The organism is Ruegeria sp. HKCCA5839, assembly GCF_013035585.1.
Lineage (GTDB): Bacteria > Pseudomonadota > Alphaproteobacteria > Rhodobacterales > Rhodobacteraceae > Ruegeria.
In genome coordinates this window covers 616,956-641,309 of sequence record NZ_WQIE01000002.1, presented here as the reverse complement: position 1 = coordinate 641,309, position 24,354 = coordinate 616,956, and the positions used below count along the sequence as shown (strand labels likewise).

The 24,354-nt window shown below is 59.2% G+C and carries 25 protein-coding genes; 16 read left to right on the top strand and 9 right to left on the bottom strand.

All coding sequences use genetic code 11. The annotated features are described in order from the left end of the window. Positions 1–78 precede the first annotated feature (78 nt). The 5 genes from GOV38_RS08720 to GOV38_RS08700 form a co-directional block, all read right to left on the bottom strand. Positions 79–1,128, bottom strand: a complete 1,050-nt coding sequence (locus tag GOV38_RS08720) for a molybdopterin-synthase adenylyltransferase MoeB (protein WP_171208942.1) — start codon at positions 1,126–1,128, stop codon at positions 79–81. After that, the gene (gene dut, locus GOV38_RS08715; RefSeq protein ID WP_171101042.1) at positions 1,128–1,583 is read right to left on the bottom strand and encodes a dUTP diphosphatase; all 456 of its coding nucleotides are present in this window, start codon (positions 1,581–1,583) and stop codon (positions 1,128–1,130) included. Before dut ends, GOV38_RS08720 begins: the two co-directional genes overlap by 1 nt. Before the next feature lie 24 nt (positions 1,584–1,607). Further along, positions 1,608–2,801 carry a bifunctional phosphopantothenoylcysteine decarboxylase/phosphopantothenate--cysteine ligase CoaBC gene (gene coaBC / locus GOV38_RS08710; RefSeq protein WP_171208943.1) on the bottom strand — a complete coding sequence of 398 codons (1,194 nt, stop codon included), beginning with the start codon at positions 2,799–2,801 and terminating at the stop codon, positions 1,608–1,610. A gap of 63 nt (positions 2,802–2,864) precedes the next feature. Continuing rightward, the gene (locus GOV38_RS08705) at positions 2,865–3,689 is read right to left on the bottom strand and encodes a ChaN family lipoprotein (RefSeq protein ID WP_171208944.1); all 825 of its coding nucleotides are present in this window, start codon (positions 3,687–3,689) and stop codon (positions 2,865–2,867) included. After that, a complete protein-coding gene (locus GOV38_RS08700; RefSeq protein WP_171101036.1) occupies positions 3,686–4,564 on the bottom strand; it encodes an RNA polymerase factor sigma-32 in 879 nt (292 codons plus the stop codon). Before GOV38_RS08700 ends, GOV38_RS08705 begins: the two co-directional genes overlap by 4 nt. Positions 4,565–4,666: 102 nt before the next feature. On the opposite strand from GOV38_RS08700, the gene cobU reads away from it, so the two are divergent. Genes cobU through GOV38_RS08680 form a run of 4 tightly spaced genes read left to right on the top strand, consistent with a single transcriptional unit; the run spans position 4,667 to position 8,270 of the window. Continuing rightward, positions 4,667–5,188, top strand: a complete 522-nt coding sequence (cobU, locus tag GOV38_RS08695) for a bifunctional adenosylcobinamide kinase/adenosylcobinamide-phosphate guanylyltransferase (protein ID WP_171208945.1) — start codon at positions 4,667–4,669, stop codon at positions 5,186–5,188. Next, positions 5,185–5,763, top strand: coding sequence for a histidine phosphatase family protein (locus tag GOV38_RS08690; RefSeq protein ID WP_171208946.1), 579 nt, complete (start codon positions 5,185–5,187; stop codon positions 5,761–5,763). The genes cobU and GOV38_RS08690 overlap by 4 nt, the downstream gene beginning before the upstream one ends. Before the next feature lie 58 nt (positions 5,764–5,821). Beyond that, positions 5,822–6,697: a glutathione S-transferase gene (locus tag GOV38_RS08685; RefSeq protein WP_171208947.1), complete on the top strand. Its 876-nt coding sequence runs from the start codon at positions 5,822–5,824 to the stop codon at positions 6,695–6,697. A gap of 58 nt (positions 6,698–6,755) precedes the next feature. Further along, positions 6,756–8,270: a YifB family Mg chelatase-like AAA ATPase gene (locus GOV38_RS08680; protein ID WP_171208948.1), complete on the top strand. Its 1,515-nt coding sequence runs from the start codon at positions 6,756–6,758 to the stop codon at positions 8,268–8,270. Here the strand turns inward: GOV38_RS08680 and gshB are convergent. The 3 genes from gshB to rsmI all read right to left on the bottom strand — a co-directional run bounded on the left by gshB (position 8,267) and on the right by rsmI (position 10,503). Then, positions 8,267–9,199, bottom strand: a complete 933-nt coding sequence (gene gshB, locus GOV38_RS08675; RefSeq protein WP_171212983.1) for a glutathione synthase — start codon at positions 9,197–9,199, stop codon at positions 8,267–8,269. The genes GOV38_RS08680 and gshB overlap by 4 nt on opposite strands. 73 nt (positions 9,200–9,272) lie before the next feature. Then, the gene (locus tag GOV38_RS08670; protein WP_254430549.1) at positions 9,273–9,644 is read right to left on the bottom strand and encodes a YraN family protein; all 372 of its coding nucleotides are present in this window, start codon (positions 9,642–9,644) and stop codon (positions 9,273–9,275) included. A 1-nt stretch (position 9,645) separates the two neighbouring features. Beyond that, positions 9,646–10,503, bottom strand: coding sequence for a 16S rRNA (cytidine(1402)-2'-O)-methyltransferase (gene rsmI, locus GOV38_RS08665; RefSeq protein ID WP_171208950.1), 858 nt, complete (start codon positions 10,501–10,503; stop codon positions 9,646–9,648). Between the two features lie 87 nt (positions 10,504–10,590). On the opposite strand from rsmI, the gene GOV38_RS08660 reads away from it, so the two are divergent. The 3 genes from GOV38_RS08660 to murJ are packed head-to-tail and all read left to right on the top strand — an operon-like array spanning position 10,591 to position 16,080. Beyond that, a complete protein-coding gene (locus GOV38_RS08660; RefSeq protein WP_171130830.1) occupies positions 10,591–11,763 on the top strand; it encodes a penicillin-binding protein activator in 1,173 nt (390 codons plus the stop codon). Continuing rightward, complete coding sequence (locus GOV38_RS08655) at positions 11,723–14,542, top strand: [protein-PII] uridylyltransferase (RefSeq protein ID WP_171208951.1); 2,820 nt, start codon at positions 11,723–11,725, stop codon at positions 14,540–14,542. Before GOV38_RS08660 ends, GOV38_RS08655 begins: the two co-directional genes overlap by 41 nt. Then, positions 14,539–16,080 carry a murein biosynthesis integral membrane protein MurJ gene (gene murJ, locus GOV38_RS08650; RefSeq protein ID WP_171208952.1) on the top strand — a complete coding sequence of 514 codons (1,542 nt, stop codon included), beginning with the start codon at positions 14,539–14,541 and terminating at the stop codon, positions 16,078–16,080. The genes GOV38_RS08655 and murJ overlap by 4 nt, the downstream gene beginning before the upstream one ends. On the opposite strand, the gene GOV38_RS08645 is transcribed toward murJ, so the two are convergent. Further along, positions 16,081–16,767, bottom strand: a complete 687-nt coding sequence (locus GOV38_RS08645) for a rhomboid family intramembrane serine protease (RefSeq protein WP_171208953.1) — start codon at positions 16,765–16,767, stop codon at positions 16,081–16,083. It lies immediately after the preceding gene. Positions 16,768–16,852: 85 nt separating this feature from the next. Between GOV38_RS08645 and trpS the strand changes: the two genes are divergently transcribed. The 9 genes from trpS to GOV38_RS08600 all read left to right on the top strand — a co-directional run bounded on the left by trpS (position 16,853) and on the right by GOV38_RS08600 (position 24,351). After that, a complete protein-coding gene (gene trpS / locus GOV38_RS08640; RefSeq protein WP_171130839.1) occupies positions 16,853–17,881 on the top strand; it encodes a tryptophan--tRNA ligase in 1,029 nt (342 codons plus the stop codon). A 69-nt stretch (positions 17,882–17,950) separates the two neighbouring features. Further along, positions 17,951–18,814 carry a branched-chain amino acid aminotransferase gene (locus GOV38_RS08635; RefSeq protein WP_171208954.1) on the top strand — a complete coding sequence of 288 codons (864 nt, stop codon included), beginning with the start codon at positions 17,951–17,953 and terminating at the stop codon, positions 18,812–18,814. A gap of 68 nt (positions 18,815–18,882) precedes the next feature. Then, a complete protein-coding gene (locus GOV38_RS08630; protein WP_171101011.1) occupies positions 18,883–19,338 on the top strand; it encodes a universal stress protein in 456 nt (151 codons plus the stop codon). Positions 19,339–19,347: 9 nt separating this feature from the next. Beyond that, a complete protein-coding gene (locus GOV38_RS08625) occupies positions 19,348–19,941 on the top strand; it encodes a 2-hydroxychromene-2-carboxylate isomerase (RefSeq protein ID WP_171208955.1) in 594 nt (197 codons plus the stop codon). A gap of 69 nt (positions 19,942–20,010) precedes the next feature. Further along, positions 20,011–20,574 carry a NifU family protein gene (locus GOV38_RS08620; protein ID WP_171208956.1) on the top strand — a complete coding sequence of 188 codons (564 nt, stop codon included), beginning with the start codon at positions 20,011–20,013 and terminating at the stop codon, positions 20,572–20,574. Continuing rightward, the gene (tsaB, locus tag GOV38_RS08615) at positions 20,564–21,154 is read left to right on the top strand and encodes a tRNA (adenosine(37)-N6)-threonylcarbamoyltransferase complex dimerization subunit type 1 TsaB (RefSeq protein ID WP_171208957.1); all 591 of its coding nucleotides are present in this window, start codon (positions 20,564–20,566) and stop codon (positions 21,152–21,154) included. The genes GOV38_RS08620 and tsaB overlap by 11 nt, the downstream gene beginning before the upstream one ends. After that, a complete protein-coding gene (locus GOV38_RS08610; RefSeq protein WP_171208958.1) occupies positions 21,151–21,564 on the top strand; it encodes a GNAT family N-acetyltransferase in 414 nt (137 codons plus the stop codon). Before tsaB ends, GOV38_RS08610 begins: the two co-directional genes overlap by 4 nt. Before the next feature lie 163 nt (positions 21,565–21,727). After that, positions 21,728–22,726, top strand: coding sequence for a BMP family protein (locus GOV38_RS08605; protein WP_171101001.1), 999 nt, complete (start codon positions 21,728–21,730; stop codon positions 22,724–22,726). A 95-nt stretch (positions 22,727–22,821) separates the two neighbouring features. Beyond that, entirely contained in the window at positions 22,822–24,351 is a 1,530-nt protein-coding gene (locus GOV38_RS08600) for an ABC transporter ATP-binding protein (protein ID WP_171130855.1), read from the top strand. The last annotated feature ends 3 nt before the right edge of the window (positions 24,352–24,354 follow it).

The following is a 24,354-nucleotide window of genomic DNA, read 5'->3' as shown; positions in this document are numbered from 1 at the left end:
ACTCACTGGTAGGGAAGGAGAGGATGCGTCTTGGCGGTGTCGGACCGGGCCGCGCGCCTTTGGCATGCGGCAATTGATTTAGGGGTGCGATCCCGCGCAGATCGGGCAGTCGGGGTTTTGCGACAGGGTGATCTTGCGACTTTCCCCGTAGAGCGCGTCATAGATCAGCATTTCGCCACGCAGGGCTTGCCCCGCACCCGTGATCACCTTGATCGCCTCGACCGCCATCATTGACCCAACAACACCGGGCAAGGGGCCGATGACGCCAGCTTCTGCACAGGAGGGTGCCAGACCAGCGGCTGGCGCCTCGGGGAAGATGCACTGATAGCAGGGGCCGCCATTGGCGGGATCAAAAACGCTCAACTGTCCTTCCCACTGAGACAGAGCGCCGGATATCAGCGGTTTCCCCAGTGCAACGGCTGTGCGGTTGGCCAAATAGCGCGTGTCGAAATTGTCTGTGCCGTCAAGGATCAGGTCAAAGTCCTGGAATAGTTCGGTCGCAATGTCCGCGCTCAGGCGACGGTGATAAGGGCGCACTAGGACGTTCGGATTTTGCGCCTCCATCGCCTGCTGGGCCGAGAAGACCTTGGGGATGCCAATATCGGCGTCGCGGTGGATGACCTGACGTTGCAGATTGGCGTTCTCGACTACATCGTCGTCGATTACCCCGATGGTCCCCACTCCTGCGGCAGCCAGATACTGCAACGCTGGCGCGCCCAGCCCGCCTGCGCCGATCACCAGAACGCGCGCTTGTTTCAGGCGTTTCTGCCCCGGGCCGCCCAACTCTCGCAATACGATGTGGCGGGCATAGCGGTCGAGTTCGGTTTCGCTAAAGGTACCTTGGGGTTTTGGCATGATCTGTTCCGGTTCTGCTGTTGCTCGGGAGCGCAGCGCCTTTACAACCTGTCCATAGCCGACCGCCAAAGCCGCAAAGCCAGCCAGCATCAGCCAAAGGGCCGCCGACCCGCCTGTAGCCTGACGCAAAGGATGCCCATCCGGCAGCACCAACTGCGCCAGGATCACGCCGATCAAAAGCACCGAGACCGAAACGATGCGCGCCGTGCGAGAGACACCGGCCAAATAGCCGATGCCCCAAAGACCTGCCGCCATAAGCAAAACCAGCAGCATCAGGCGCGTCCCGTCGACCCAAAGCCGCCAGCACCACGTTCGGTTTCGTCCAAGCTATCAACCAGCTCGAACGAGGCCTGCACGACCGGGGCGACCACCAGCTGAGCGATACGCTCGCCATGGGTGATCTCAAAACTCTCCTGCCCCGCGTTCAGCACGATGACACCCAGCGGGCCGCGATAATCACTATCGATCGTCCCCGGCGTGTTGGGCAGAGTGATGCCGTGTTTCAGCGCCAGCCCCGAACGCGGACGCACCTGTATCTCGAACCCTTGTGGGATTTCGACCCGCAGACCCGTCGGGATCAACGCGCGTGCGCCGGGTTCAAGCCGCACCGATGTTGCGTCAGGCAGGTTGGCACGCACATCAGCACCTGCCGCACCCTCGGTTTCGTAAGACGGCAGAGGAATGCTGGGATCAGCACCCTCATCACGGATGACACGGATAGATACCATGCTGGGTCCTTTGTTCTGTGTTTGTCAGCTCAGCGCCTCGGCAATCCGAAGTGCAAGACGGCGCGCAACCTCATCCTTGCTCATGCGGGGCCAATCTTCGGCGCCGGTATCGGAAATCAGCACGACCGCATTCTCGGACCCGCCCATGATCCCGGTTGACGGGCTGACATCATTGGCCACGATCCAGTCACAGCCCTTTCGGTCGCGTTTGGACGTTGCATTTTGGACCAAGTCATCGGTTTCCGCTGCAAAACCGACAACAAGTGTTGGACGCCCCTGCTCCATACGGGCCACTTGCTTGAGAATGTCTGGATTTTCGGCAAATTCCAGAACCGGCAGGCCATCCCGGCTTTTCTTCAACTTGCGATCCGAGGCTGAGGACACACGCCAATCGGCGACGGCTGCTGCAAAAACCCCGGCATCAACCGGTAGCGCAGCGTCGACCGCGTCGGCCATCTGTTGGGCCGTTTCAACCGGGACAACCTGAACGCCCTGCGGTGGAGGCACGTCTGCCGGACCCGTCACAAAAACAACCTCGGCACCCAGCGCCGCCAAGGCAGCAGCCACCGCGCTGCCCTGTGCCCCGGAGGACCGGTTGGCGATATAACGAACGGGATCGATGGGTTCATGCGTCGGGCCAGAGGTCACCAGAACCCGTTTGCCTTTCAGCGGCCCGTCACCCAGCGCGGCTTCGATGGCTGACACTATCTCAAGCGGTTCGGACATGCGACCGGCGCCGAATTCTCCGCACGCCATGTCGCCTTCATTCGGGCCCACAAAGCGGATGCCATCCGCCTGCAACTGCGCCAGATTGCGCTGCGTGGCGGGATGATCCCACATGCGGACATTCATGGCAGGTGCGCACAAAACGGTGGTATCGGTGGCCATCAGCAGGGTGGAGGCCAAGTCATTGGCCAAGCCTCCGGCCATCTTCCCCATCAGATCTGCTGTCGCTGGGGCCACCACAATCAAATCAGCGGATCGAGACAGTTGGATATGACCCATCTCGGCCTCATCCGTCAGATCAAAGAGGTCACGGTAAACCTTCTCTCCGGCCAGAGCGGAGACGGACAGAGGTGTCACAAACTCTTCGGCTGCACGGGTCAGAACAGGAGTTACGGCAGCGCCACGTTCTTTCAGGCGCCGGATCAGATCCAGCGATTTATAGGCCGCGATCCCGCCGCCGATAATCAGCAGGATACGTTTGGATGCCAGCATGTTCAGCCCTTCCTGTCCCGGTCAGCGCCAAGCTTAGGCAAGGCGGGCAGACAGTTCCAGCGGTTAATTGCTGGTTTCAAAGGCTTTGCACGGGTCTTCCCGCTCGGGTGCCGGGCTGTCGATGACCGCGTCAAATTCCCCGGTGATCGCGCCATCTTCGGACTGCCCCAGGGCAAAGACTTTCAGGCCCGGACGCAAGCGCGCCAGATAGGTTGGTATCCCCCAATCCTTGCGCGCATGTCCGTTACCCGTGATCACGGCAATCGGCCCTCCGGTCTCTGCTTCAGCCCGCAGGATCGCGCGTGCCAGCACCGCATCGCGCAGCCTTTGAATGGCCACCATCTGCGGCATGGCTTCGGCAGGAAGAGCATTGCAATGCGCCGCCATCTGTTCAGCTTCACGTGCGGCTTGCTCTGCTGCAGATAGGGGGATGGTGAGTCCAAACCGTGCCGCATCAGCTCCTAAAGCCGTCGCAGCCCCACGCTCCATCGCAGCACGGGCGGCTGATCGTGGCACCATGGCACCATAGACCGGAGCACGCGTCGCCTGAAACAAAGGGTAATACATGCTAAGCGGCGGCCAGCCGGATTCAGCCCAGCGCAAGATACGGGACAGTTCATCGGGGTTTGAGACCGCGGTTTGCGCAAGCCGCTGCGCGCCTTCCTCGGTTACCATTTCCCAGACAACCGCAGACGGATCAATCGCCTCTAATGCCTCTTTCTGGACATAGTGGTGGTCAGGATTGTCGTGGATTTCACCCAGAATGACGACATCCGCAGATTGCATCTCTGCGATGATCTCATCAGGTATCAGATCCGCTGCAACAGTCGCGCGACTTGCACCAAGGCACGCAACTGCGGCAACCACCAGAATCGCAAAAGTTCTCATGCGAGGAAGTGTTGCACCTCGCGCGATTGGGCTTCAAGGTTCTTACGCATTTTTGAAAAAGCTGCTGCCTCAAGCTGACGGACCCGCTCTTTGGACAGGCTCAACTCTTGCCCCAGACTTTCAAGGGTGCGTGCCGGCTCGCGCAGCTTGCGTTCACGGATGATAAACCGCTCGCGATCATTCAAAGCGTTCATCGCCGCCAGCAACCATTCGCGCAATTGCTCGGTATCGTGGCTGTTCTCGACGGTCTCGGCGGCTTGCTCACGCTCATCCTCAAGCGCGTCAATCCACTCGCGCCCGTCCTCATCCGCCGATTGCACCGCATTCAGCGAAAAATCCGAGCCCGACAGGCGACCTTCCATCATCTCGACATCGCGCAGTGGCACGCCAATCTCGGTGGCGATCAACTGATGCAATTGATGGCGATCCAGCTCTACCCCTTCGGTGGCGGCCTCACGCTCAAGCCGCGCCTGCACGCGCCGCATGTTGAAGAACAGCGATTTCTGCGATGAGGTCGAACCGGTCCGTACCATCGACCAGTTGCGCATTACATAGTCCTGAATACTGGCTTTGATCCACCACACGGCGTAGGTGGAAAACCGCACCCCGCGATCAGGATCGAACTTGTCGGCGGCCTTCATTAAACCCAGCCCGGCCTCTTGGATCAGATCGTTCATCGGCGCGCCATAGCGTTTGAACTTGGCGGCCATGGAAATCGCCAGACGCATATAGGCGGTGATCAGACGATGCAGCGCTTTTTCATCGCGGTCATCGCGCCATGCATAGGCCAGTTTCAACTCTGTCTCGGCATCAAGCAATTCGGCCTTCATCGCCTGCCGGGACATCGAAAAATCGTTTGCATTGTCCAAAGCCATGCAAATCTCCCTTTTTTACATAGGCGTTGGCCGGGCTTGCCTTGCCGACCTGGTGTCGATACGCAGGACATCACCGGTTGGATCACCAGAAAGGTATGATTTATGCGTCCCGATTTAACCTTAGTCTTGGGGGGCGCTGCATCAGGAAAGTCCGAGTTTTCCGAACAACTTGTTGTTTCGTCTGGAAAAAACAGAGTTTACCTTGCGTCATCACAAGTGTTTGATGACGAGATGCGCCAGAAAGTCGAGCGACATATTGTCCAGCGCGGTGCGGGTTGGACCACGATAGAAGCTCCGTTCGATCTGGGCCCGGCCCTTTGTGATTTGACCGCCGATGATGCCTGTTTAATCGATTGTGCCACGATGTGGCTGACCAACCATCTGCTGGCGGAACATGATTTGCAGGCCCAGCAATACGCTCTGTTGCAAGCCCTGCGCGATTGCGCCGCACAGGTTGTCATCGTCTCGAACGAGGTCGGGCATGGTATTGTGCCAGACAACGCCCTGTCCCGCAGGTTTCGCGAGGCACAAGGCCGCTTGAACATCGCGCTGGCCGCGCAGGCAGATTTGGTTGTTCAGATCACCGCCGGTCTGCCGCTGGTGCTGAAAGGGCAATTGCCGTGACGCGGCTGCATTTGGTGCGCCACGGGCCGACCCATGCGAAAACAATGGTGGGGTGGTCCGATCTACCCGCAGACCTGAGCGACACCGCAGCCATCGTGCGCCTTCACGAACACTTGCCCGCGCAGGCCCTTGTGATTTCGTCCGACCTGACCCGCGCGGCAGACACCGCGTCGGTCATACAGGGGCAACGCCAGCGATTGGCTCATCGGGCTGACCTGCGCGAGATCAACTTCGGCACGTGGGAGCTGCGCGGCTTCAAAGAAATAGAAGCCGAGGATCCCGAACTGGCCTTTGCCTATTGGGACAACCCCGGTGACGTCCGTCCACCCGGGGGCGAAAGCTGGAACGAAGTGCGCGCGCGCGTCGATGCGGCCGTTGACGCGTTGATTGCCCAGTTCAGCGCTCAGGACCTAATCATCGTGGCGCATTTCGGGGTGATCCTGACACAGCTGCAACGCGCGCTGGATTTGACTGCTTATGAAGCGTTCAGCCATCGCATCGACAACCTCTCGGTCACCGAGGTGACCCATCATGGCGACCGTTGGTCCGTGGGACGGATCAATCACCGCCCGTGATCAGGCAGCGCACAAATCACTGATTTACGGATAACGACCCAGACGCCATCGTGGCGCCATGACTTATGATTTGTTTATCGGAGACCGCCTGTTTTCCAGCTGGTCGATGCGCGGCTGGTTGATGTTGGAAAAGTTCGGCCTGCCTTATCGAAGCCATATGATCGGCCTCTATTCTGGAACCATGGAGGAAGACATGAAGCCCCTCGCGCCGGCACGGCTGGTTCCCACCTTGCGCCTGCCCGACGGAACTGTCGTGGGCGAAAGTCTGGCTATGGCGGAAACACTTGCCGAACGCCATCCCGATGCAGGCCTCTGGCCCAGTGCCCCCGCAGCACGCGCAACAGCCCGCTGGTTATGTGCCGAGATGACAGCCGGTTTTTCTGCCTTGCGGGGTGAATGCCCGATGCAATTGAAACACTGCTGGCACGGGTTCAAAGCATCCCCAGAAACGCTGAAGGATTTACGGCGCGTTGAAGAGCTTTGGGCTCATGCCCGAACGGTTTCGGGCAGCGATACCGGCCCACTGTTCGGCGACTATTCTCTGGCGGATGTTTTTTATACCCCGGTCGCGGCACGGATCATCGGGTATGATCTGCCGGTGTCTTCTGACAATAAGGACTATTGCCTGTTCCTTCTGGCCGACACCGCGGTGCGGCAATGGCGCGCAATGGGTCTGACGGTCGATTATGATCCCTTCCCCTATCCACAGGATCTGTCGCATCAACCTTGGCCGGTCGGCGGTACGTCAAAAGCAAAACCGGTGTCGCAGGGCCCGTCGCGCAATACGCATTGCCCTTATTCGGGCGACCCAGTGCGCGACTTTCTGGAACTGGACGGTCAGGTCTGGGGCTTCTGCAATCCGTTCTGCCGCGACAAAACCGTCGCAGACCCCGAGGCCTGGCCAAAATTCACCGCGATGATGGCCAAACATTAACCATTCTTAAACCGCGCCCATGGCAGCAACGACCTGTTAACCACGAAACAGGATCGCCATGGTCGCCTTTGCTCATACAGTTGCCTTTCAGGGGGTCGATGCCCGCCCGGTTGAGGTGCAGTGCGCCGTATCCCCCGGGCTGCCTGCCTTTTCCATCGTGGGCCTGCCGGACAAGGCCGTATCCGAGGCACGCGACCGGGTACGCAGCGCGCTCAGCGCGATGGCGATTGCGTTGCCGTCCAAACGGATCACCATCAACCTGTCACCGGCGGATCTACCAAAAGAAGGCAGCCATTTTGATCTGCCGATTGCAGTTGCCTTGCTGTCCGCGCTTGAGATCATTCCCCGTGACGCCGCCGAAGGTGCCGTTTCGCTGGGCGAGCTTTCGCTGGACGGATCGCTCGTGCCCGTAGTGGGGGCTCTGCCCGCCGCGATGACGGCCGCTGCCGAAGACCGCACGCTGCTCTGCCCCCGCGCTTCCAGCGCCGAGGCGGCGTGGGTCGACGCGACGCAGGTAATCGGTGCGGGTTCCTTGGGCGATGTGGTGCGCCACTTCACCGGACAATCGCCGCTGGCCGCTGCGACACCCGGAGAGGTCACATTGGACACCAGCCCGCGTGATCTGCGAGACGTCAAAGGGCAGGAACGCGCCAAGCGCGCGCTAGAGATCGCCGCCGCCGGGCGGCATCACCTGATCATGATCGGCACACCGGGGTCGGGCAAATCCATGCTGGCGGCACGCCTGCCGGGCATCCTGCCGCCCCTAACCCCGACCGAGGCGCTGGAAACCTCGATGATCCAATCCCTCTGCGGCCTGTTGGACGAAGGCGGTATCAGCCGCACCCGCCCGTTTCGCGAGCCCCATCATACCGCCTCGATGGCGGCAATCGTTGGCGGTGGAAAAGGTGCAAAACCGGGCGAGATATCATTGGCGCATAACGGCGTTCTGTTCATGGACGAGTTCCCCGAATTCCCCCGCACCGTACTGGAAACCCTGCGCCAACCGATCAAAACCGGAGAGGTGATGGTGGCCCGTGCCAATGCCCATGTGAAATATCCCTGCCGGTTCATGCTGGTTGCCGCCGCCAACCCCTGCAAATGCGGCTATCTCACCGATCCCGCCCGCGCCTGTTCCCGCGTTCCGGGATGCGGAGAAGACTATCTGGGGCGCATTTCGGGCCCCTTGATGGACCGGTTCGATTTGCGGATCGAGGTTCCTCCGGTCGCCTTCACCGATCTGGATCTGCCACCGTCTGGCGACAGCTCAACCGCCGTTGCGGCCCGCGTGGACGCAGCGCGGCAGATACAGGCAGACCGATTCAAAGACACACCCGATACCCGCCAAAACGCGGATGTGGAGGGGAAACTGCTGGAAGAAATCGCCGCGCCTGATCCCGAAGGCAAAGACTTGTTGTTGAAAGCCGCCGAACGCTATGGCCTGTCGGCCCGCGCCTTTCACCGCATCCTGCGCGTGGCGCGCACGATTGCGGATCTGGCCGGTGAGGATGAAATCCGCCGCCCGCATGTGGCCGAGGCGCTGAGTTTTCGCATCAGCGCCAAGGTGGCGGGTTAAATCTTGGCCTCGATCGCCTGCCAGATCTTTTCGGCGATGTTCACGCCATCAAAGCGTTCCAGCTCCTGAATGCCGGTGGGTGAGGTCACGTTGATCTCGGTCAGATAATCACCAATCACGTCGATGCCGACAAAGATCTGACCTTTTTCCTTCAACAAAGGCCCGATGGCCGCGCAGATCTCTTTATCGCGTTCGGTCAGACCGATTTTTTCGGGGCGCCCACCCACATGCATGTTCGACCGCGTTTCGCCTTTGGCTGGCACCCGATTGATCGCGCCAACCGCTTCGCCACCGACCAGAATGACGCGTTTGTCGCCATTGCTGACATCCGGCAGGAATTTCTGAACGATCAGGGGTTCACGCGAAAACCCGGTGAAGAGCTCATGCAATGAGGTCAGGTTGCGATCATTGGTATCCAGCCGAAACACACCCGCGCCCCCGTTGCCATAAAGCGGTTTGAGGATGATATCGCCGTGCTTTTCCTTGAACGCTTTGATGGTCTGCAAGTCACGCGCGATGGTGGTAGGCGGCGTCATCTCAGGGAAGTCCAGCACCAGCAGCTTCTCGGGATAATTCCGCACCCAAAACGGATCGTTCACCACCAGCGCCTTGCCTTTGAGCCGGTCCAGAAGGTGGGTCGAGGTGATGTAGTGCATGTCAAAAGGCGGGTCTTGCCGCAGCCAGATCACGTCGAAATCGGCCAGATCAACCTCACGCTCGGGGCCCAATACAGCAGGATCACCCGGCACGCGCTGAACCGTCATGTCCTGTCCGCGCGCGGTAATGCGACCTTCCTGATAGGCGAGCTGATCGGGTCCGTAGAAAAACAGAGTATGCCCACGGGCCTGCGCCTCTTCGGCCAGACGGAATGAGCTGTCGGCGTTGATATCCACGGCCCCGATCGGGTCCATCTGAAAGGCAATTTTCATGGCGCGTCCCTCGTATTTACGCCTGATACATGGCGTAGCAGCGCCCCAGGTTCAATGGCGATTTCAATGGCGATCAAACCTGTCCGAAGGCATTTTCAATAATTTGAACCGCGCCCGAGGCGTCAACAAGCGCCGCGTCAAACCGCGCATTGGTCAGCTGCCCGGCCGGTTCGGTTTCCAGAAACTGCGCTGCCGATGCGTAAATACGTGCCATTTGGCGCTTACTGATACGGGCCGCAGCGGCGTCAAAGCTGTGGCTTTTCTTGACCTCGATAAAGACCAGACCTTCGCTGTCGCGCGCGATCAGATCAATCTCACCCCCGGCACCGCGCCAGCGGTGGTGGAGGATCCGGTATCCGCGCCGCGCATAGTCATCGGCCACCGACATCTCTGCCGATTGGCCCGCGTGATAGGCGAGTGTGCCGCGCGTGGATCGTGTGGCCAATTCATCCCTTTCCCAGCTTCAGCGCCTTTTGATATATCGGGCGGCGCGGCAACTTGTACATCTGCGCCACCAAATCCGCCGCATCGCGCACCGAGTGGCTTTCCAAAGCGTCTTTCAACGCTTGATCTACGTCAGATTCGTTAACGCTTGGCGAATGGCTGCGGTCGACCAGCAAGACCACCTCACCCTTGACGGTGGTGGATTCATAATCCGAGGCCAATTGCGCAAGCGTTCCGCGCCGCACTTCTTCGAACTTTTTCGTCAACTCACGACACATGGCAACCTGCCGATCCCCGCCAAGCACATCGGCCATGTCCGAGAGGCAAGCCGCCAACCGCTTGGGCGATTCGTAAAAGACCAGCGTGCCGGGGATATCGCGCAGCGCCTCGATACGCGCTTTGCGGGCACCGGTCGAATTGGGCAAAAACCCGGCAAAGAAAAACGCATCTGTGGGCAAGCCCGCAAGCGTCAGCGCCGTCAACGCAGCCGACGGCCCGGGCGCGCAGGTGACCATGAACCCCGCCTCGGACGCCTGCCGTCCAAGGTCGTACCCCGGGTCAGCGATCAGGGGCATCCCGGCTTCGGACGCATAGGCAACGGACTTGCCGTCGCGTAGTGCATCAAGGATTTTCTCGCGCGCGCCTGCGCCGCTGTGATCGTGATAGGCTTGGATCCGCCGACCTTCCAGCGGGATGCCGTGGATCTCCATCAACCGGCGCAAACTGCGGGTGTCTTCTGCGGCGACTACATCTGCCGAGGCCAGTACGTCCAAAGCCCTCAGCGTGATATCGCGCGCCGTTCCAATCGGCGTGGCCACAAAATACAGCCCGGCGTTCAATTTGGTTTTTACAAAATTCAAAGCTGGACCCTCACAGCGTGACGTTTATTATCGCGGCGCAATAGTATAGCAGCGTGCCAAGCCGCCGATCAGGGAGTTCTCATTTAGATGTTTACCGTTTGCAACCCCGTACGCAAGCTGGCGCGTTTCGCGACCGTTCTGGCCGCCGCAGCCGTGCTGGCCGCCTGTGAACCCGGTGGATTTGGTGGAGGTCCGTCGATCAATACCTCCGAGCCTGTGCCCGTTGCTTTGCTGGTTCCAAGCGGCTCACCCCAATCCGGTGATGCAGAGCTTGCCCGCAGTCTTGAGAATGCCGCGCGTCTGGCCATGTCGGATCTGCCAAATGTGCTAATCGATCTGCGGGTCTATGATACTGCAGGCAGCGCCAATACAGCCGCGGCAGTGGCGCAGCAGGCTGTTGCCGACGGTGCCAAGATCATTCTGGGGCCCGTCTACGCCCAGGCTGCGAACTCGGCAGGCCTGGCTGTTTTGAACAACAACGTCAATGTGCTGTCCTTCTCGAACAACACCAGCATCGCGGGTGGCAACGTTTATGTTCTGGGCCCAACCTTCCAGAACACCGCCGACCGTCTGGTCAGCTATGCAGGCCGCCAGGGCAAGTCGAGCGCTGTCATTGTCAGCAGCAACGACGCCGCTGGTCAGCAAGCGCAGTCGGCAATTGCCTCGGCTTTAGGCAGCAGCCCGGTGGCCAATGCGGGGACGGTTAATTTCGAACGTTCGCAGCAAGGTGTGATCGACTCGATCCCAACAGTCAAAGCGACTGTAGACGCCAACAACGCCGACGCGATGTTCCTAACCGCCACAACGGCGGGGGCCCTGCCGCTGTTCTCGCAACTGCTGCCGGAAGCAGGTGTATCACCGGCCACCACGCAGTATATCGGCCTGACTCGCTGGGATATCCCCGCGCAGACACTTGAATTGCCCGGTGTGCAAGGCGGATGGTTCGCTCTACCCGACCCTGCCAAGGCGCAAGCCTATCGCCAGCGGTACAACAACACCTATGGCGAGGCACCGCATCCAATCAGCGGGTTGGCTTATGACGGCATCGCTGCTATCGGCGCACTGGTCAGCCAGGGGAATTCCAACGCACTGTCCGGCGCCGCCCTGACCCAAGGGGCCGGCTTTCAAGGTGTCGGAGGCATCTTCCGCCTGCTGCCCAACGGAACAAACCAACGCGGCCTCGCGGTCGCGACAATTCAGAACAAACAGGTGGTTGTGATTGACCCTGCCCCACAAAGCTTCTCTGGCGCCGGATTCTGATTGGGCCCTTCGGATCGCTCCCCCGCTGGGGGAGCTGATTTGCCCGGCAGACGAAATCTTCGACAGCGCCGCGGTCAGCACTCAGCTTGCCAACGCATTCGAGACCATCACGGATAACACCGCATTACGTGCCGAAACGGTGCGCATTCTGCGGGACACCCAAAAAACAGGACGCAAAGCTATAGCAGAGGCTTTTGCCGAACGTCCTTTTGATGCCCGACCGCTGACCCGCTCATACGCCTATCTTACCGACCAACTGGTCTGCGTCGCCATGCAGGTATCCAGCGAAAAGCTGCACCCGCTGGCCACACCCACGCGCGGAGAGCGGATCGCAGTGATGGCGGTGGGCGGCTATGGTCGTGGCGAAATGGCCCCAGCTTCGGATGTCGATCTGTTGTTCCTGACGCCCTACAAGATCACCGCCTGGGCCGAGAGCGTCATCGAATCCATGCTGTACATCCTTTGGGATCTGCGGCTCAAGGTTGGCCATTCCTCACGCACGATCAAGGATTGCCTGCGCCTTGGGGCCGAGGATTTCACGATCCGCACGGCGATGCTGGAACACCGACAACTGGCAGGCGACAGCGCCCTGGCGCAAGAGCTGGACACCCGGCTGCAAGAAGATCTGTTCAAAGGTTCTGAAAAGCAGTTCATCGAGGCCAAACTACAAGAACGCGAAGCGCGGCACCTCAAGCAGGGCCAACGCTATGTCGTCGAACCGAACGTCAAAGAGGGCAAAGGCGGGCTGCGCGACCTGCAATCGCTCTACTGGATCGCCAAATACATCTACGGCGTACAGGACGTGGCTGAATTGGTACCGCTCGGCCTGTTTGCCGCCGAGGAGTTTCGGGGCTTTGTCCAGGCCGAAGAATTCCTTTGGGCGGTCCGGTCTCATCTTCATTTGGTCACTGGCCGGGCAACTGAACAACTGACCTTCGACCTGCAGGTCGAAGTGGCCGAGCGCATGGGGTACAAAGACCGCGCCGGGCGCCGCGGCGTCGAAATCTTTATGCAGCGCTATTTCCGCGAAGCCACAAGCGTGGGCGAGTTGACCCGGATCTTCCTGACCAAGCTGGAAGCTGCTCATGTCAAAAGCGCGCCTCTGCTTGAACGGATCTTCCGCCGCCGCCCGCGGGTCAAGGACGGGTACAAGGTTGTACACGGGCGTCTGGACGTTGCAGATCCAGACACGTTCCTGACCGACAAGCTGAATATGCTGCGCCTGTTCGAAGAAGGTCTGCGCACCGGAATGCTGATCCACCCGGACGCGATGCGCCTGGTCTCGGCCAATCTGGATCTGATCGACGAAGATATGCGCAACGACAAGGAAGCGCAGCGTATCTTTCTGGATCTGATGCTGAAGCACGGAAACCCCGAGCGCGCATTGCGGCGCATGAACGAATTGGGTGTTCTGTCGACCTTCCTGCCCGAGTTCGAGCCCATCGTCGCGATGATGCAGTTCAACATGTATCACAGCTATACGGTGGACGAGCACATCATTCAGTGCATCACACATCTGGCCCGAATTGAACGTGGTGAGCTGATCGAAGCTTTGCCTTTGGCGTCATCGATCCTGAAAAACGGCGTGAACCGCAAGGTTCTCTATGTCGCTTTGTTGCTGCATGACATCGCAAAAGGCCGCCCCGAGGATCATTCAATCCTGGGCGCCCAGATCGCGCGGAAGGTGGCGCCACGCTTAGGGCTCGGCAAGTCCGAGTGCAAAACGGTGGAATGGCTGGTGCGTTATCATTTGCTGATGTCGGACATGGCACAGAAACGCGACATCTCGGACCCGCGTACAATCCGCGATTTTGCTAAGGCGGTGAAAACCGTCAAACGTCTGGATCTGCTGACGGTCCTGACCGTCTGCGATATTCGCGGCGTCGGGCCAAACACTTGGAACAACTGGAAAGCCACGTTGTTGCGCGCACTTCATGCCGAAACCAAGCGCGCGCTTGAAACCGGTATGGAAGACCTCAACCGCGCCAATCGTGGAGCTGAGGCGAAAAAGGCGCTGCGAGCCCAACTTGCAGATTGGCCCAAGGCGGACCTCAAGACCGAAACCGGGCGGCATTACGATCCCTATTGGCAGGGCCTCAACACCGCGACCCAGGTCGAATTTGCCGAGATGCTGCGCGCATTGGAAACCAGCGGAGACCCCGGCGCGATGGAGATCCGCCTGCATCCCGACGAGGATCGCGACGCTACCCGTGCCTGTTTCGCCATGGCAGACCATCCGGGCATTTTCGCGCGCATTGCGGGGGCTTTGGCGCTTGTTGGGGCCAATGTGGTGGATGCTCGCAGCTATACGACCAAAGATGGTTACGTGGCTGACGCGTTCTGGCTGCAGGATGCGCAGGGCCGGCCGTTCGAGGCTGATCGCCTGCCGCGTCTGACCAAGATGATCAGCCGAACGCTGAAAGGCGAGGTCGTGGCGCAAGAGGCGCTCAAATCCCGCGACAAGATCAAGAAGCGCGAAAAAGCTTTTAACGTTCCCACGCATATCACTTTCGACAATGAAGGGTCCGAGATCTATACGTTGATCGAGGTCGATACCCGCGATCGCCCTGGTCTGCTCTATGACCTGACGCGCGCGTTGGCGGCATCAAATGTCTACATCGCCAATGCAGTGATCGCCACCTACGGCGAACAGGTGGTCGATACATTCTATGTCAAAGACATGTTTGGCCTGAAATACCACTCGGAAAGCAAACAGCGCGCCTTGGAAAGCCGGTTGCGCAAGGCCATTGCCGACGGCGCCGAGCGCGCCGCGTCATGAAACAGATCCGTCTGTTCTCGGGCCTGTTCACAGTCGGGTTCTGGACGCTTGCCAGCCGTATCCTTGGTTTTGTTCGAGAGATCCTGCTAACCGCCTATATCGGACCCGGACCGGTGATGGATGCCTTTGTCGCAGCCTTCCGCTTGCCCAACATGTTCCGCCGGTTCTTTGCCGAAGGCGCTTTCAACGCGGCTTTTGTGCCGATGTTTTCCAAGCGGCTGGAAGGGGGCGAGGATGCGCAGGGCTTTGCCCAAGATGCGTTCAACCTGCTGGCCGTCGCGGTTCTGGCGCTGGTTGGGCTGGCCATGGTGTTCATGCCAGCCCTGGTCTGGATCACCGCCGAGGGGTTTTATGGCGACGAACGCTTCGACCTTGCGGTTGACTACAGCTATGTGGTGTTTCCCTACATCCTGTTCATGGCTTTGGCGGCGCTGTTTTCCGGGGTGCTGAACGCGACAGGCCGGTTTGCCGCAGCGGCAGCAGCCCCCGTCTTGTTGAACATATTCGCCTGCTCGGCCCTCGTTTTCGGGGCGATATCGGGGGGCGAAGTCATTCGTTGGCTGATCGCCGTCATTCCCGTTGCCGGGGTTGCCCAATTGGCGCTGGTCTGGGTTGCAACCGAACGCGCCGGGGTCATAATCCGCCCCGGGCTGCCAAAACTCAGCCCGGAAATGCGCCATATGGTCCGCGTTGCTGTGCCTGCCGCTCTGGCGATGGGGGTCACTCAGGTTAATTTGGTGGTCGGGCAATTGGTGGCATCCAAGACCGAAAAAGCCGTGAGCTGGCTTTTTGCCGCTGACCGTCTCTATCAATTGCCGCTGGGTGTGGTGGGGATTGCGGTCAGTATCGTATTGCTGCCCGACCTGTCGCGCCGTTTGCGCGCAGATGACAAGGACGGCGCTCGCAACGCGTTTTCCCGCGCGGGCGAATTCACCTTGCTGCTGACCATTCCTTCGACCGTGGCTTTTGTCATCATCCCGCAACCGTTGGTGTCGGTCCTGTTTGAACGTGGCCAGTTCAGCACCGAGGATACAATCGCAACCGCAATGGCCGTGGCAATTTACGGCATCGGGCTGCCTGCCTTCATGCTGCAGAAACTGCTTCAGCCATTGTTCTTTGCCCGCGAAGATACCAAATCGCCGTTTCGCTATGCGGTGGTGGCCATGGTGGTCAATGCGGTGCTGGCGTTCGGGCTCTTCCCGCTGGTGGGCTGGATCGCCCCGGCAATTGCGGCCTCGGCTGCGGGTTGGGCGATGGTGCTGTTGCTGGCCATTGGCGCGCGCCGCATGGGTGAGGAGGCCCGATTTGATGAGCGTTTCAAACGCAGGATCTGGCGGATCATGGCGGCATCAGCCGGAATGGGTGTGGTGCTTTACGCCGCGATCGAACTATTCGGCTGGGCATTCCAGCTAGAGGGTTGGCGCTATTTGGCCCTGATTTTGCTGATCATGATTGCGGCGCTGGCCTATTTCATCCTTGGCCATCTGCTCAAGGCGTTCCAATTGTCCGAGTTCAAACGCGCCTTGCGACGGTCGTAATCACTCGCGACGGATGCGGCTTACGATCCGGGACCAGCCGCCCGGTGCCAGAAAGAAGGACGAACCAAACCCCGTAGCGAAACCGCCCAGGTCAGCGACCCAGTCCGACGTCCCCCCAAACAGCAAACCAAATACAAGCTGAATGCCCATCAGCATCGCAATCAGGCTGAACGCCCGCGACTGGTTTTCTCCGATCAAAGACAATCTGCGCCACAACAGCCAGGTAAACGCGCCGATCAACCCATAGACCGGCGGGAACCCTCCGACCAAGGGATAGGCCGGGTCCAACAGCAGCACATAGGCCAAAGCGCCGCCCACACCGGACAGCACAAAGATCACCAGCATCTGCACGCCACCAAAAACCTCGGCCACCATCTTACCCATGGCCAGTAAAAACACGGACACAAAAATGGCCTGAGTGAAGCTGCCCGAGACAAACGGATAGGTGACAAAGCGCATCACATAGTCCAGCGGCCAGCGCCCGTTTTGCACCATCCAGTTGAAGACATTGGGCGAAAACGAATATTTCTCAAGCGCCAGCAGCCGCCATCCGACAGCTTCGGGTCCGCCGATCAATCCGCGTGCACCAAGTGTAAAGGCCAACTCGATCCCCATGATACACAAAAACAGCGCCACAACGGCGGGTGGCAAGGGGTTCACGGCGTGTACATTGTGGTCACTGCTCATTGGGCGGCCCTTTGCGGCTGTTGACGTCCCTTGACCTCATGGGTAAGCGACGGGGGCTGATTTTTCCAGACGGGAGTTTCCTTCGATGACCGAGACCCAGTTCACGCCGCGCGTGTTTTCGGGCATCCAGCCTTCGGGCGGGTTGACCCTGGGCAACTATTTGGGCGCGATGAAACGCTTTGTGGACATGCAGGGCGCCGATTTCGAAACCATCTATTGCATGGTTGACCTGCACGCGATCACCACCTGGCAAGATCCAGCAGCATTGATGCACAACACCCGTGAACTGTGTGCCGGTTTCATCGCAGCAGGCATCGATCCAGAACAATCGATCCTGTTCAACCAAAGCCAGGTACCTGAACACGCCCAACTCGGATGGATCTTTAACTGTGTCGCCCGCATGGGCTGGATGCAGCGCATGACCCAGTGGAAGGACAAGGCCGGCAAGAACCAGCAGAACGCCTCGCTGGGCCTGTTTGCCTATCCGTCGCTGATGGCCGCAGATATCCTGATCTATCACGCGACACACGTTCCAGTGGGTGAAGACCAAAAGCAGCATCTAGAGCTGACCCGCGACATTGCGATCAAATTCAACAACGATTTCGGCGTTGATTTCTTTCCCATCACCGAGCCGGTGATCGAAGGGGCTGCCACCCGTGTCATGAGCTTACGTGACGGGTCCAAGAAGATGTCCAAATCCGACCCCTCAGATATGAGCCGCATCAACATGACCGATGATGCTGACACGATTGCCAAGAAGATCCGCAAGGCCAAAACTGACCCGGATGCTTTGCCTTCCGAGCTAAAGGGGCTGGACGACCGTCCCGAGGCGCGCAATCTGGTCAACATCTACGCGGCCCTCAGCGACAAGTCTGCTGCGCAGGTGCTGGCCGAGGTGGGTGGCAAGCAATTCGGGGAGTTCAAACCGATGCTGGCCGAGCTGGCGGTCGAGAAACTGTCTCCGATCTCGTCGGAAATGGCGCGCCTGATGGGTGACCAGTCCGAGATTGATCGCATCCTGGCGCGCGGGGCAGAACGCGCGAGAGAGATCACCGCACCGATCCTGCGCCAGACCTATGAGATCGTTGGAATGGTCGGCGCGGGTTCCGATTAAGCCGCGCTGACAATCCGCTGGACCTCTGCGTGATGCCCTCCTAGTTTGGCCCAAACTGTGGAGGGCATCATGGCAGTCGGAAAGAATATCCGCACCTATTTCGAAGGTCAGTGGCACGATGGCGACGCACCGATTATGCGCGCCGCGGATCATGGCGCGTGGCTGGGCTCGTCAGTCTTTGATGGGGCGCGGTATTTCGATGGCATGGCTCCGGATCTCGATGCCCATTGTGCGCGGGTGAACCGGTCAGCCGAAGCTTTGATGCTGAACCCGACCGTGACACCCGAGCAAATGGTCGAGATCGTGCGCGAAGGCCTTCAATCCTATGCACCAGACGCCGCAGTCTACATCCGCCCAATGTATTGGGGTATCGACGGCGACATCACGGCAATTGTCCCGCAAAGTGATACAACCGGATTTGCCATCTGTCTGGAAGAGATCCCGATGGCACCCGAGGCTGCCTCCGTCACGCTGACAACCACCCGGTTCCGCCGTCCGGTCTTGGAATCTTCGGTGGTCAATGCCAAGGCCGGATGTCTTTACCCCAACAATGCGAGAATGCTGAAAGAGGCGCGGTCCAAGGGGTTTTCGAACGCGCTGGTGACGGATGCAATGGGCAACGTCGCCGAAACAGCAACCGCAAACATCTTCATGGTTCGCGACGGAGAGGTGTTCACCCCTGTCCCCAATGGCACGTTTCTGGCCGGGATCACCCGCGCGCGACATATGAAGAACCTGCGCAGCGATGGCGTCAAGGTCCACGAAACAGTGCTGAGTTTCGATGATTTCCACGCAGCAGACGAAGTATTCATGACGGGGAACATGAACAAGGTGACACCGGTAACTGCCTTGGATGAAACGCAATATCAGGTTGGCCCCATTGCTCGCCGCGCCCGCGAGATGTATTGGGATTGGGCTGCAAGTGCCGGTTAACCCAAACCGCTCTGGTTGCCAGCCTGTTCAGCTTCGGGCATGATCTGGGAAAAAGAAAGAGGACAATAATGCGCAAGTTTCTGGTTGTTCTGGATGACAGTCGCGAATGCCTGAACGCGATGCGCTTTGCGGCGATGCGTGCGGCCCATACCGGCGGTGGCGTCACTATCCTTTCGGTCATCCCCCCAGACGAATTCAATCACTGGATCGGCGTGGCCGAAGTGATGCGCGAAGAGGCGCGCGAACGTATCCATGCCCATTACGAGGTCTTTGCAAAATGGATGCGTGACAAGCAAAAGGTTGAACCTGTGCTTGCGATCCGCGAAGGCGACCCGGTGGCTGAGATCATTGCACATGTGCAATCAGATCCGGAAATCGGTGTGCTGGTTCTTGGTGCGGGGACCGACAAGAAGGGCCCCGGCCCTCTGATCACGCAGTTGACCAAGAATTCGGGCAGCTTGCCGATCCCGATCACCATCGTTCCCGGTGACCTGAGCAAGGAAAAGCTGGAAGAAATCACCTGAGGGATCACCATGGGTGCGCAGCTTGAATTCTGGTTCGATTTCGCGTCCACCTACTCCTATCTCAGCGCGATGAGGATTGAAGATGAGGCCGCCCGGTGCGGGGTGTCAGTGTCTTGGCACCCTTTTCTTCTGGGGCCGATCTTTGCCGATCAGGGCTGGGCAACATCGCCCTTCAACCTTTACCCGGCCAAAGGGCGCTATATGTGGCGCGATATGGAGAGGTTGTGCGATGAACGCGGCCTTCCCCTGCACCGCCCGGAACCGTTTCCGCAGAACAGCCTGAAAGCCGCACGGTTGGCATTGGCCGTCGATGCCCAGACGGATCGTGCAGCGTTTTGCCGGGCCGTTTTTTCGGCCGAATTTGGCGAAGGCCACGATATTTCTCAGGACAGCGTGTTGACTGAATGCCTGCGAAAGGCGGATTTACCTGCCGAAAGCCTCGCGCTGGCGGCCGACCCCGCGATAAAAGCCGCCTTGTTTGAACAGGGCGCGCGGGCCAAGGCCTTGGACCTGTTTGGTGCGCCCAGTTTCGTGGTCGAGAGCGAGGTATTTTGGGGTGATGACAGGTTGGACGCTGCCCTGTCATATGCCAGCGCACTTTAGAACGATTCCAATTCTTGACTTCCTTGCCCCTCGGGCGCATATCTGAACCAACAGAAACGGAGCCGCGCCATGTTCATCCAAACCGAATCCACACCAAACCCGGCCACGCTGAAATTCCTGCCCGGACAGACGGTTCTGGACGCAGGCACGGCTGATTTTCCGACCCCCGAAGCTGCCGAAAAATCACCGCTAGCGCAGCGTATTTTTGGCGTAAATGGCGTAACGGGCGTGTTCTTTGGCAATGATTTTGTCACAGTGACCAAGACCGACGACGTGCAGTGGGATCACATCAAACCGGCGATCCTTGGCGCGGTGATGGAGCACTACCAATCCGGTCAGCCAGTGATGGGCGAGGATGCCCAAACCGCCTCGGGCCATGCTGAACATACCGGCGAGGATGCCGAAGTCGTCAACCAAATCAAAGATTTGCTTGACAGCCGCGTGCGTCCGGCGGTCGCGCAAGACGGGGGTGACATCACCTTTCACGGGTTCGACCGCGGTGTGGTTTACCTGCATATGCAAGGGGCCTGCGCGGGCTGCCCGTCTTCAACCCTGACGTTGAAAATGGGCATCGAGAACCTGCTGCGCCACTACATCCCCGAAGTGACCGAGGTACGCCCGGTTGCCGTCTGAACCCATAATACTGGCATTCGACACATCGGCCGCGCATTGCGCGGCCGCTTTGTTGCGGGGCGACGACATTCAATCAGCGCGGGTCGAGGCGATGACCCGGGGGCAGGCCGAACGGTTGATGCCTCTGCTGGAGGAGTTGTTGACGGACAGCAACTGCGCTTGGTCGGATCTGGATGCAATCGGTGTCGGAACCGGGCCCGGCAATTTCACGGGTATTCGTATCTCGGTCTCGGCTGCGCGTGGTCTTGCACTGGGGCTGGGCGTTCCTGCGATTGGCGTCACTGGGTTCGAGGCTCTGTCCCGCCTGGCCCCGCAGGATCAGCTTGCCGCGATCCCCGCCCCACGCGAACAGATTTATGTGCACCCAACGGGGCAAGACCCGCAGCTCATACCGCAAGACGCGGCTGCAAAGCTTGGTCAATTATTCATTTGTGATGACCCCAAAGATCATGTCCGCGCGATTGCGCATATAGCGGCGCAGCGCGCCTCGGATCCGGCGTCACCCCCTGCTCCGCTCTATATTCGCGCAGCCGATGCGGCCCCATCAAAAGACCGTCCACCGGTTCTGTTGGACGAATGACGCCGCAAGAGATGGCCGATACCCATGCCGCTGCCTTCGTCACAGCGCGCGCCTGGGCAGCAGACGAATTTGCCGACCTGGGCGCCAACCGGTTTACACATATTTTGGGCGACCCTCGGTGTTTTGCTGTGTTCACAGTAATCGCGGACGAGGCGGAACTGCTGACCATCGCGACTCACCCCAGGTTTCAACGTCAGGGTTTGGCGCGACATTGCATGACCCATTGGCAGGCCAGAGCCGCAAAATTGGGCGCGACACGGGCTTTTCTGGAAGTGGCAGCAGATAATTCCGCTGCGTTCGCGCTTTATGCGGCAAGCGGTTACCGCGAATGCGGCGTAAGAAAAGACTATTATTTACGCGACCATGGGCCCAAGATCGATGCGATTTTGATGGAAAATCAGCTGATTTGACCCGTTATCGTGATTTTTTTGACCATTCGGGCAAAAAACCAGTTGATAGTCTCTGTTGCAAACCGGATAAATTCTCTTCATCACAATAGATATGCTCGCTCTGAGTGGGTGACCGGGGTTGTTGCGGCCCTGGACCAACGACAAAAACCAACGGGAGTAAAAAATGACCCTGATGAAATCTTTGATGGGTGCCGCCGCTGCTGTCGCTTTGACCGCAGGTGCCGCATTGGCTGAACCTGCGCTGATCTTCGACCTTGGTGGCAAGTTCGACAAATCTTTCAACGAAGCGGCTCATAATGGCGCACAGCGTTGGGCCGATGAGACCGGTGGGACATACCGCGAAATCGAGCTGCAGTCCGAAGCGCAGCGCGAGCAAGCTCTGCGCCGCTTTGCTGAGGCCGGCGCAAACCCGATCATCACAATGGGCTTTGCCATGGCGGATCCGCTGTCTGCTGTTGCAGGCGACTATCCGGACACAAAATTCGTTGCGGTTGACGTGACCTGGCTGGACGCGCCGAACATCCGCCAGATCGGTTTTGCCGAACATGAAGGATCGTACCTGGTTGGCATGATGGCCGCGATGGCGTCTGAATCAGGCACAGTCGGCTTTATCGGCGGCATGGATATTCCGCTGATCCGTCACTTTGGTTGCGGCTATGCACAAGGCGCCAAAGCTGTGAACCCTGACGTCGAAGTTGTTGCCAACATGACCGGCACCACCCCGGCGGCCTGGAACGATCCGGTTAAGGGCTCGGAACTGACCAAAGCGCAGATCAGCCAGGGCGCTGACGTGATCTATGCGGCTGCGGGCGGCACCGGTGTTGGTGTTCTGCAAACTGCAGCCGACGAAGGCATCCTGTCGATCGGTGTGGACAGCAACCAGAATCACCTGCACCCAGGCAAAGTTCTGACCTCGATGCTGAAACGCGTAGACGTTGCCGTTTATGACGCGATGAAAGCCGGTGAAAACCTTGAAACCGGTGTCTTCGCAATGGGTCTGGCCGAAGAAGGCGTGGGCGTTGCGATGGATGAAAACAACGCGCCGTTGGTCAGCGACGAGATGAAAGGTGCCGTCGACAAGGCGCGCCAGGACATCATCGACGGCAACGTGACTGTTGTCAGCTACTACGAAAACGACAGCTGTCCTGCTCTGCAGTTCTGATGTCTATTCAGATGGGACGGGGGATCACCTCCGTCCCATTTACGTTTTGCTGCGTTGCCATACGCAGGCACCCCTTCGGCAATTGAGGACAAGACATGACCGTCCCCGCCATTGAGCTCAAAGGGATTTCCAAAGCCTTTGGGCCGGTTCAGGCCAACAAGGACATCTCGATCAGCGTCGCCCCCGGCACGATCCACGGGATCATCGGTGAAAACGGTGCGGGCAAATCCACGCTGATGAGCATCCTCTATGGGTTTTACAAAGCCGATAAAGGTGAGATTTGGATCAACGGCACCAAAACCGACATCCCTGACAGCCAGGCGGCAATCGCCTCGGGCATCGGGATGGTATTCCAGCATTTCAAACTGGTCGAAAACTTTACCGTTCTGGAAAACATCGTGCTGGGAGCGGAAGATGGCGGGCTTTTGGCCCCCTCTCTGGCCAAGGCCCGTAAGGAACTGAAAGAGCTTGAGCAGGAATACGAACTGTTCGTCGATCCAGACAAGCGCATCGACGAGATTGGTGTCGGCATGCAACAGCGGGTCGAGATCCTGAAGGCGCTGTATCGTCGGGCCGAGATTTTGATTCTGGACGAACCCACCGGTGTTCTGACCCCGGCCGAGGCCGATCAGCTATTCCGTATCCTCGACCGCTTGCGCGCCGAAGGGAAAACGATCATCGTGATCACGCACAAGCTGCGCGAGATCATGGAGAACACTGACACCGTCTCGGTCATGCGACGCGGTGAGATGACGGCCACCGTCAAGACCTCTGAGACCAGCCCTGAAGAGCTGGCCGAGTTGATGGTGGGCCGCAAGGTTCTGTTGCAGGTCGATAAAGCCCCGGCAAAGCCCGGCAAACCCATTCTTGAGGTCGAAAACCTGCGTGTCTTCGATCAAGCGGGTGTCGAGCGTGTGAAAGGCATCGACCTGACCGTGCGCGCAGGCGAAATCGTCGGGATTGCAGGCGTTGCGGGCAATGGTCAGTCCGAGTTGCTTGAGGTTCTGGGCGGTATGCGCCCGGGCCAGGGGGCTATTAAACTGAACGGCACGCCCTTGGCGCTCAGCGGGGCGGGATCAGACGGCCAGGCGCGCCGCGCGCAGCATATCGCTCATGTGCCCGAAGACCGGCAGCGCGAGGGTCTGGTGATGGACTTCCACGCTTGGGAAAACGTGGCCTTTGGCTATCACCGCGACCCGGCATATCAGCGCGGGATGTTCATGAACAACGCCGCTTTGCGGGCGGACACCGAAGCCAAAATCGAAAAGTTCGACGTGCGCCCACCCGATCCTTGGCTTGCAGCCAAGAGCTTTTCCGGTGGCAACCAGCAAAAGATCGTGGTTGCCCGAGAGATCGAGCGCAACCCAGACCTGTTGCTGGTCGGGCAGCCAACGCGTGGCGTCGATATCGGAGCGATTGAATTCATTCACAAACAAATCGTCGCCCTGCGCGATCAGGGCAAGGCAATCCTGCTGGTCTCGGTCGAGCTGGAAGAGATCTTCTCGCTCTCGGATCGGATCGCGGTGATGTTTGATGGACATATCATGGGCGAACGTTTGCCTCATGAAACCGATGAAAAAGAGCTGGGCCTATTGATGGCCGGTGTTGCGGGAGAGGCCGCGTGAACC